This is a genomic window from Pseudomonas sp. P20, from assembly GCF_016463925.1.
In the GTDB taxonomy this organism is placed as follows: Bacteria; Pseudomonadota; Gammaproteobacteria; order Pseudomonadales; family Pseudomonadaceae; genus Pseudomonas; species Pseudomonas aeruginosa.
Genome location: NZ_JAEMVM010000037.1, coordinates 85,487 through 92,482, shown reverse-complemented (window position 1 = coordinate 92,482; position 6,996 = coordinate 85,487). Strand labels below are relative to the sequence as shown.

Here is a 6,996-nt window from a genome sequence, read left to right as displayed (position 1 = left end):
TGACGGTGCGGCCGAACCTGCAGTACATCAAGCAGCCGGGCGGGGTCGACGAGGTCGACAACGCGCTGGTGGCGGGGATCAAGATCCAGACGGTGTTCTGATCGTCGCGTTGCCTGCTCCGGTGTTGTGCCTGGACCCGCCCGAGCGTTTCGGGCGGGCCGTTTTTTTCCGGCGACCGCTCTTCCCGGCTGCCTGTTACAAACCGACTACGCTTTTCCTGTGCCGATCATTTGGGGCTTGCGTGCGAAATGTAGTAAAACTACACGGATGCACGCCCGGGCTTTCCGGGAAGGGGAGAGGGTAGGACAATCGGACATGCTTGAGCATCCGCTGCAGCGTTTCTTTCATTCCATGCGGGCCAAGCGACCGTTCGACTGGGTACGCTTCCAACGTCGCGATCTGCTGTTGATCGACCATCCGCTGTGCCAGGCCGTATTCAGTCGGCAAGGGGCGCAGCTCCTGCATTTCCAGCCACAGGGCGAACGCCCGTTGCTGTGGTGCGCCAGCGAATGGCCGGCCCTCAGCAGCGCGCCGGTGCGCGGCGGCATCCCGGTCTGCTGGCCGTGGTTCGGCAGCCATCCGAACGGCAGCGAATGGCCGCAGCAGGGCTGGGCGCGGCAACGCGAATGGCGCCTGCTGGATGCCTACGCCGACGAAAGCAAGGTGGTGGTGAGCTGGCAACTGGACCTGGAGGACTGGCACGTGCGCCTCGATGCGCGCCTTGGCCAGCGCCTGGAGCTGGAGCTGTGCAGCTACCATGAGGAAGACGACGATTGCCTGTTCAGCTTCGCCCTGCAGCCCTACTGGCGGGTCGGCGCGCTGAGCCGGGTGGTGGTGCACGGCATGGAGCTGGAGTCGGCTCGCGGCCAGCGCGGCGCTTCGCGGATTCCGGGAACCTGGATACCGCGCGGCGCGGTCAAGCAGGTGCTCTACCATCCCGGATCGCTGGTGCTGGAGGACGGCGGCTGGAACCGCCGCTTGCGGATCGACAAGAACGTCAGCGCCGGCAGCGTGATCTGGCACCCCGGCAGCCGCCCGGTGGAGCAGGTCGAGCCGGGCGAAGCGGAACGCTTCCTCTGTATCGGCGCCGCTGGCTACCGCCCGGGCGGGCTGATCCTGGCGCCCGGCGAACGCATGCGCCTGAATCTCGCCGCCGGCCTGCAATAGGCGGGCGGTCAGTTGTCCTCGTCGAGGGGATAGCGGGTTGGCACCAGGCTTTCCTTGATCCGCCGCAGGTGCGGCTGGAAGTCCACGCCGCGGCGCAGGGTCACTCCGGTGGCCAGTACGTCGAGCACGGTGAGCTGGACGATCCGCGAAGTCATCGGCATGTAGATGTCGGTGTCTTCCGGCAACGGGATGTCCAGGCACAGGGTGCTGGCCCTGGCCAGCGGCGAGCCGGCGGCGGTCAGGCCGAGCACCGAGGCGCCGTTCTCCCGCGCCAGGTGCGCCACCTCCACCAGCTCGCGGGTGCGTCCGGTATAGGAAATCACCACGAACAGGTCGCCGGTATGCGCCACCGAGGCGATCATCCGTTGCATCAGCACGTCGGCCTGGGCGCTCACCGCCAGGTTGAAGCGGAAGAACTTGTGCTGCGCGTCGAGCGCTACCGAGGCCGAGGCGCCGAGACCGAAGAAGTGGATCTGCCGGGCCTGGATCAACAGGTCCACGGCGCGGTCGATGACGCGTGGGTCGAGCAACTTGTGGGCGCTGTCGAGGGAGGCGATGGTGTTGCTGAAGATCTTCCGCGTATAGGCTTCCGGCCCGTCGTCCTCGGCTACCGCCTGGGTTACGAAGGCAGCGCCGCTGGCCAGGCTCTGGGCCAGCTGGATCTTCAGTTCCGGATAGCCGCTCATGCCGAAGGAGCGACAGAAGCGGTTCACCGTCGGTTCGCTGACCGCTGCCGCCTGGGCCAGGGCGGCGATGCTGAAACGGGTGGCCTGCTGCGGGTTCTGCAGGATGACCTCGGCGACTTTGCGCTCCGCCTTGTTCAGTTCGTCCAGGCGGCTCTGGATCTGCTCCAGCAGGTTTTTCATCCGGGTTCCTCGTGTTCTGTCGGCCCGGCGGGGAAGGGCCGGCGGCGGCGCCTATCCTAACGTCAGGCCGGCATGCGACCAACAGCGTGGCGGGCTGGGAAAAATATGTTGTTTAATTACTACATATTTGTCTTAATTGCGCAGTGGATGGCTCAATATCACTCAATATTTGGTTGGTAACAACAAATGCCTGATGTCCGCGTTCTGCCTTGCACGTTAGCGCTGTTCGGTGCGCTGGGCGATCTCGCCTTGCGCAAGCTGTTCCCGGCGCTCTACCAACTCGATCGTGAGAACCTGCTGCACCGCGATACCCGCGTCCTGGCCCTGGCCCGTGACGAAGGCGCTGCCGCCGAACACCTGGCGACGCTGGAGCAGCGCCTGCGCCTGGCAGTGCCGGCGAAGGAGTGGGACGACGTGGTCTGGCAGCGTTTCCGCGAACGCCTCGACTACCTGAGCATGGACTTCCTCGACCCGCAGGCCTATGTCGGCTTGCGCGAGGCGGTGGATGACGAACTGCCGCTGGTCGCCTACTTCGCCACGCCGGCCTCGGTGTTCGGCGGCATCTGCGAGAACCTCGCCGCCGCCGGTCTCGCCGAGCGCACCCGGGTGGTGCTGGAGAAGCCCATCGGTCATGACCTGGAGTCGTCCCGCGAGGTCAACGAGGCAGTCGCCCGGTTCTTCCCGGAAAGCCGCATCTACCGGATCGACCATTACCTGGGCAAGGAGACGGTGCAGAACCTGATCGCCCTGCGCTTCGCCAACAGCCTCTTCGAGACCCAGTGGAACCAGAACCACATCTCCCACGTGGAGATCACCGTGGCCGAGAAGGTCGGCATCGAAGGCCGCTGGGGCTACTTCGACCAGGCCGGGCAACTGCGCGACATGGTGCAGAACCACCTGCTGCAACTGCTCTGCCTGATCGCCATGGATCCGCCCAGCGACCTTTCGGCGGACAGCATTCGCGACGAGAAGGTCAAGGTCCTCCGCGCCCTCGAGCCGATTCCCGCAGAACAACTGGCTTCGCGCGTGGTGCGTGGGCAGTACACCGCCGGTTTCAGCGACGGCAAGGCAGTGCCGGGCTACCTGGAGGAGGAACATGCGAATCGCGACAGCGACGCGGAAACCTTCGTCGCCCTGCGCGTGGACATCCGCAACTGGCGCTGGTCGGGCGTGCCGTTCTACCTGCGCACCGGCAAGCGCATGCCGCAGAAGCTGTCGCAGATCGTCATCCACTTCAAGGAGCCGCCGCACTACATCTTCGCTCCCGAGCAGCGTTCGCTGATCAGCAACCGGCTGATCATCCGCCTGCAGCCGGACGAAGGTATCTCCCTGCAAGTGATGACCAAGGACCAGGGCCTGGGCAAGGGCATGCAATTGCGTACCGGCCCGCTGCAACTGAGTTTTTCCGAGACCTACCACGCGGCGCGGATTCCCGATGCCTACGAGCGTCTGCTGCTGGAGGTCACCCAGGGCAACCAGTACCTGTTCGTGCGCAAGGACGAGGTGGAGTTCGCCTGGAAGTGGTGCGACCAGCTGATCGCTGGCTGGGAACGCCTGAGCGAAGCGCCCAAGCCGTATCCGGCGGGGAGTTGGGGGCCGGTGGCCTCGGTGGCCCTGGTGGCCCGCGATGGGAGGAGTTGGTATGGCGATTTCTGAGTTGAAGCTGCCGGCCGGCGTCGGCCTGCAGGTCTGGGGCAGCGCCGCCGAGCAGGCCCGCGGCCTGGCCGCCGAGGTCGCCGGCCGGTTGCGCTCGGCGCTGGCCGAGCAGGGCCAGGCGCTGCTGGTGGTGTCCGGTGGGCGCAGTCCGGTGGCCTTCCTCGAAGCCTTGAGCGAGGAGCCGCTGGACTGGTCGCGGATCACCGTCAGCCTGGCCGACGAGCGCTGGGTGCCGGAGTCGCATGCCGATAGCAACGCCGGCCTGGTTCGCCGCCACCTGCTCCGTGGCGAGGCGGCGAAGGCGCGCTTCATCGGCCTCTACCAGCCGGCGGCGAGCCTGGAGGAAGCGGCCGAGCTGGCCGACCATCACCTGCACGAGCTGCCATTGCCGATCGACGTGCTGGTCCTCGGCATGGGCGACGACGGCCATACCGCCTCGCTGTTCCCGAACAGCCCTGGCCTGGACCTGGCGATGGATCCCCAGGGGACGCGCCGTTGCCTGCCGATGTGGGCGCCGAGCGTGCCGCACCAGCGCCTGACCCTGCCGCGCGCCGTGCTGGCGGCGGCGAAGGTGCAGCTGCTGGCGATCCAGGGCCAGTCCAAGCTGGCCACCCTGAACGCCGCGCTGGCGGTCGAGGACGAACGGCGGATGCCGGTTCGCGCCTTCCTCCGCGCGCCGCTGACGATCCATTGGTACCCCTGAGTGGCGGAGCTGTAGCCATGCACAACCTTGAACAGAAGACCGCCCGCATCGACACGCTGTGCCGGGAGGCGCGCATCCTCCCGGTGATCACCATCGACCGCGAGGCGGACATCCTGCCGATGGCCGATGCCCTCGCCGCCGGCGGCCTGACCGCCCTGGAGATCACCCTGCGCACGACGCACGGGCTGACCGCCATCCGGCGCCTCAGCGAGGAGCGCCCGCACCTGCGTATCGGCGCCGGCACCGTGCTCGACCCGCGGACCTTCGCCGCCGCGGAAAAGGCCGGGGCGAGCTTCGTGGTCACCCCGGGTTGCACCGACGAGTTGCTGCGCTTCGCCCTGGACAGCGAAGTCCCGCTGTTGCCCGGCGTGGCCAGCGCTTCCGAGATCATGCTCGCCTACCGCCATGGCTACCGCCGCTTCAAGCTGTTTCCCGCCGAAGTCAGCGGCGGCCCGGCGGCGCTGAAGGCGTTCTCGGGACCATTCCCCGATATCCGCTTCTGCCCCACCGGAGGCGTCAGCCTGAACAATCTCGCCGACTACCTGGCGGTACCCAACGTGATGTGCGTCGGCGGCACTTGGATGCTGCCCAAGGCCGTGGTCGACCGCGGCGACTGGGCCCAGGTCGAGCGCCTCAGCCGCGAAGCCCTGGAGCGCTTCGCCGAGCACCGCAGACACTGAGACTGCCCGCCTGGGCATGCCCGGCTTCGGCCGGGTTTTTTTATGCCGTCCGGATTATCCGGGGCATGGAACGGCTAACGTCATCGGCGTTATTCGCCGATGCGCCGGCGTTCCCGCAGATAGTCGCCGAGCCGGCTCTGCAGGTAGGGTACGGCCATGGCATGCGCGAGGTAGGCGTCCACCTCCATCAATCGCCAGTATTGTCCTTCGTCGCCGAAGCGGATGGCCTCGAACTCGCGGTCCTCCAGGCGCGCCACCAGGAAGTAGGCGAAGGGCGCGCTGCCGCTGGTGCTCGGATACTGTCGCTGCCATTCGATACGAGGTTCTTCCAGGCGGATGGAGAACTCTTCCTCGAGTTCGCGCAGGGCGCATTCGGCAGGCGTCTCCAGGCCCTCACGGCCGCCGCCGGGAAAGTCCCAGTAGCCGGGGAAGGGAATGCCGGGTTTTTCGTCGCGTTTGTAGACGACCAGGTGGTCGCCATAGAACAGCGCCAGCTTGGCGCCGCTGAAGGGAGGGACATCGTGCACCGGGGCCTCCGGGTGGCGGGGTGGGTGAACCCGGCCTAGTCTAGCGGGATTGTCCGGGTTTCCGCCCGGGGACGGTGCTTTGTCCTGACGAAGCGCGTATGATGCGCGCCCTTCGATTCGTTGCCAGCCACACCGGGAGGTGCCCAGATGAACGATACCCCAGAGAATCCCCACGTACCGGTCGGGGAAAAATTGCAGAAAGTCCTCGCCCGTCTCGGCGTCGGTTCCCGGCGCGACGTAGAAGTGTGGATCGCCGAAGGCCGGGTCAACGTCAATGGCAGCGTGGCCAGCCTCGGCCAGCGGGTCGACAGCCACGATGCGATCACCGTCGATGGCCACCTGATCCGCCGCGAAGAGGCCGCCGAGAGTGTCCGTCGCGTGCTGATCTACAACAAGCCGGAAGGCGAGGTCTGCACCCGCGACGATCCGGAAGGCCGCCCGACCATCTTCGACCGCCTGCCGCGCCTGCGCACCGGTCGCTGGATCAATGTCGGTCGCCTGGACATCAATACCACCGGCCTGCTGCTGTTCACCACCGATGGCGAACTGGCCAACCGCCTGATGCATCCTTCCTATGAGATGGACCGTGAATACGCGGTACGGGTGCGCGGCGAGGTCACCGAAGAGATGATCGAGCGCCTGCTCAACGGCGTGATGCTCGAGGACGGCCCGGCCAAGTTCAGCGATATCCAGCAGGCGCCGGGCGGCGAAGGCTTCAACCACTGGTACCACTGCGTAGTGATGGAGGGCCGCAACCGCGAGGTGCGCCGGTTGTGGGAATCCCAGGGGTTGGTGGTCAGCCGCCTCAAGCGGGTGCGTTTCGGCCCGGTGTTCCTGACCTCCGAGCTGACCATGGGCCGCTACCGCGAAATGGACCAGCGCGAGATCGACATCCTCAGCGAGGAAGTCGGCCTCAAGCCGGTGGCCCTGCCGGGCATGACCACCAAGGCGCGCGAGAAGGCCGAACGCCAGCAGCGCAAGCAGGCCCGTCCGCTGGCGCGCAGCGAGCGTCCGGAAGCCGGGCGCAAGCGTGCGCCGCGGCGCGAGGACGGCGAAAATGCCGCTCGTCGCGCGCCGGCTTCGCGTCCCGCGCGCGGTCCGCAGCCGAGCGCCGAGCGCAAGGGGCGCGAGCAGGGCACTCCGGTTGCCGAGCGGCCCCGCGAGAGCAACCGCAAGCCGCGCCCGAGCAAGCCGCGCGACGAGCGTCCGGCCAGCGCGCCGGGCGACAAGCCGGCGGCCCGCAAGCCGCAGGTCAAGCGGCGGCCGAAACCGGCCGGCGACGGTATGCGTCCGGGCTTCCGCCGCTGAGCGGAAAGCGCCCTGGAAAGGCCCCTTCGGGGGCCTTTTTCATGCCTGGGAATCGGTGTCTAATGGTCGCCCGCACACAAGGAGGTGGT

8 protein-coding genes are annotated in these 6,996 nt (G+C 67.2%); 6 read left to right on the top strand and 2 right to left on the bottom strand.

What is annotated here, in order from left to right; all coding sequences use genetic code 11:
* Both JHD77_RS30145 and JHD77_RS30140 read left to right on the top strand, forming a co-directional pair.
* Nucleotides 1-101, top strand: a 101-nt coding sequence (locus JHD77_RS30145) for a carbohydrate porin (RefSeq protein WP_134824998.1), incomplete at its 5' end; no start/stop codon positions are given.
* Between the two features lie 214 nt (nucleotides 102-315).
* The gene (locus tag JHD77_RS30140) at nucleotides 316-1,167 is read left to right on the top strand and encodes a D-hexose-6-phosphate mutarotase (protein WP_003113443.1); all 852 of its coding nucleotides are present in this window, start codon (nucleotides 316-318) and stop codon (nucleotides 1,165-1,167) included.
* Nucleotides 1,168-1,175: 8 nt separating this feature from the next.
* Here the strand turns inward: JHD77_RS30140 and JHD77_RS30135 are convergent, their stop codons facing one another.
* On the bottom strand, nucleotides 1,176-2,033 hold the full coding sequence (locus tag JHD77_RS30135) for a MurR/RpiR family transcriptional regulator (protein ID WP_003091466.1): 858 nt from the start codon (nucleotides 2,031-2,033) through the stop codon (nucleotides 1,176-1,178).
* Between the two features lie 186 nt (nucleotides 2,034-2,219).
* On the opposite strand from JHD77_RS30135, the gene zwf reads away from it, so the two are divergent.
* Genes zwf through JHD77_RS30120 form a run of 3 tightly spaced genes read left to right on the top strand, consistent with a single transcriptional unit; the run spans nucleotide 2,220 to nucleotide 5,072 of the window.
* Nucleotides 2,220-3,689 carry a glucose-6-phosphate dehydrogenase gene (gene zwf, locus JHD77_RS30130; protein ID WP_003143528.1) on the top strand — a complete coding sequence of 490 codons (1,470 nt, stop codon included), beginning with the start codon at nucleotides 2,220-2,222 and terminating at the stop codon, nucleotides 3,687-3,689.
* Nucleotides 3,676-4,392, top strand: coding sequence for a 6-phosphogluconolactonase (gene pgl / locus JHD77_RS30125; protein ID WP_003113441.1), 717 nt, complete (start codon nucleotides 3,676-3,678; stop codon nucleotides 4,390-4,392). Before zwf ends, pgl begins: the two co-directional genes overlap by 14 nt.
* Nucleotides 4,393-4,409: 17 nt before the next feature.
* On the top strand, nucleotides 4,410-5,072 hold the full coding sequence (locus JHD77_RS30120; RefSeq protein ID WP_023088168.1) for a bifunctional 4-hydroxy-2-oxoglutarate aldolase/2-dehydro-3-deoxy-phosphogluconate aldolase: 663 nt from the start codon (nucleotides 4,410-4,412) through the stop codon (nucleotides 5,070-5,072).
* Between the two features lie 89 nt (nucleotides 5,073-5,161).
* On the opposite strand, the gene JHD77_RS30115 is transcribed toward JHD77_RS30120, so the two are convergent.
* Nucleotides 5,162-5,599, bottom strand: coding sequence for an NUDIX hydrolase (locus JHD77_RS30115; protein WP_003107683.1), 438 nt, complete (start codon nucleotides 5,597-5,599; stop codon nucleotides 5,162-5,164).
* Nucleotides 5,600-5,746: 147 nt separating this feature from the next.
* On the opposite strand from JHD77_RS30115, the gene rluB reads away from it, so the two are divergent.
* Entirely contained in the window at nucleotides 5,747-6,907 is a 1,161-nt protein-coding gene (gene rluB / locus JHD77_RS30110; RefSeq protein ID WP_003113439.1) for a 23S rRNA pseudouridine(2605) synthase RluB, read from the top strand.
* Nucleotides 6,908-6,996: the final 89 nt, after the last annotated feature.

Bases quoted from the DNA above. Each gene is read 5' to 3' on its own strand.
- zwf (WP_003143528.1), top strand. From the start codon at position 2,220: ATGCCTGATGTCCGCGTTCTGCCTTGCACGTTAGCGCTGTTCGGTGCG.
- pgl (WP_003113441.1), top strand. From the start codon at position 3,676: ATGGCGATTTCTGAGTTGAAGCTGCCGGCCGGCGTCGGCCTGCAGGTC.
- JHD77_RS30120 (WP_023088168.1), top strand. From the start codon at position 4,410: ATGCACAACCTTGAACAGAAGACCGCCCGCATCGACACGCTGTGCCGG.
- rluB (WP_003113439.1), top strand. From the start codon at position 5,747: ATGAACGATACCCCAGAGAATCCCCACGTACCGGTCGGGGAAAAATTG.
- JHD77_RS30140 (WP_003113443.1), top strand. From the start codon at position 316: ATGCTTGAGCATCCGCTGCAGCGTTTCTTTCATTCCATGCGGGCCAAG.
- JHD77_RS30135 (WP_003091466.1), bottom strand. From the start codon at position 2,033: ATGAAAAACCTGCTGGAGCAGATCCAGAGCCGCCTGGACGAACTGAAC.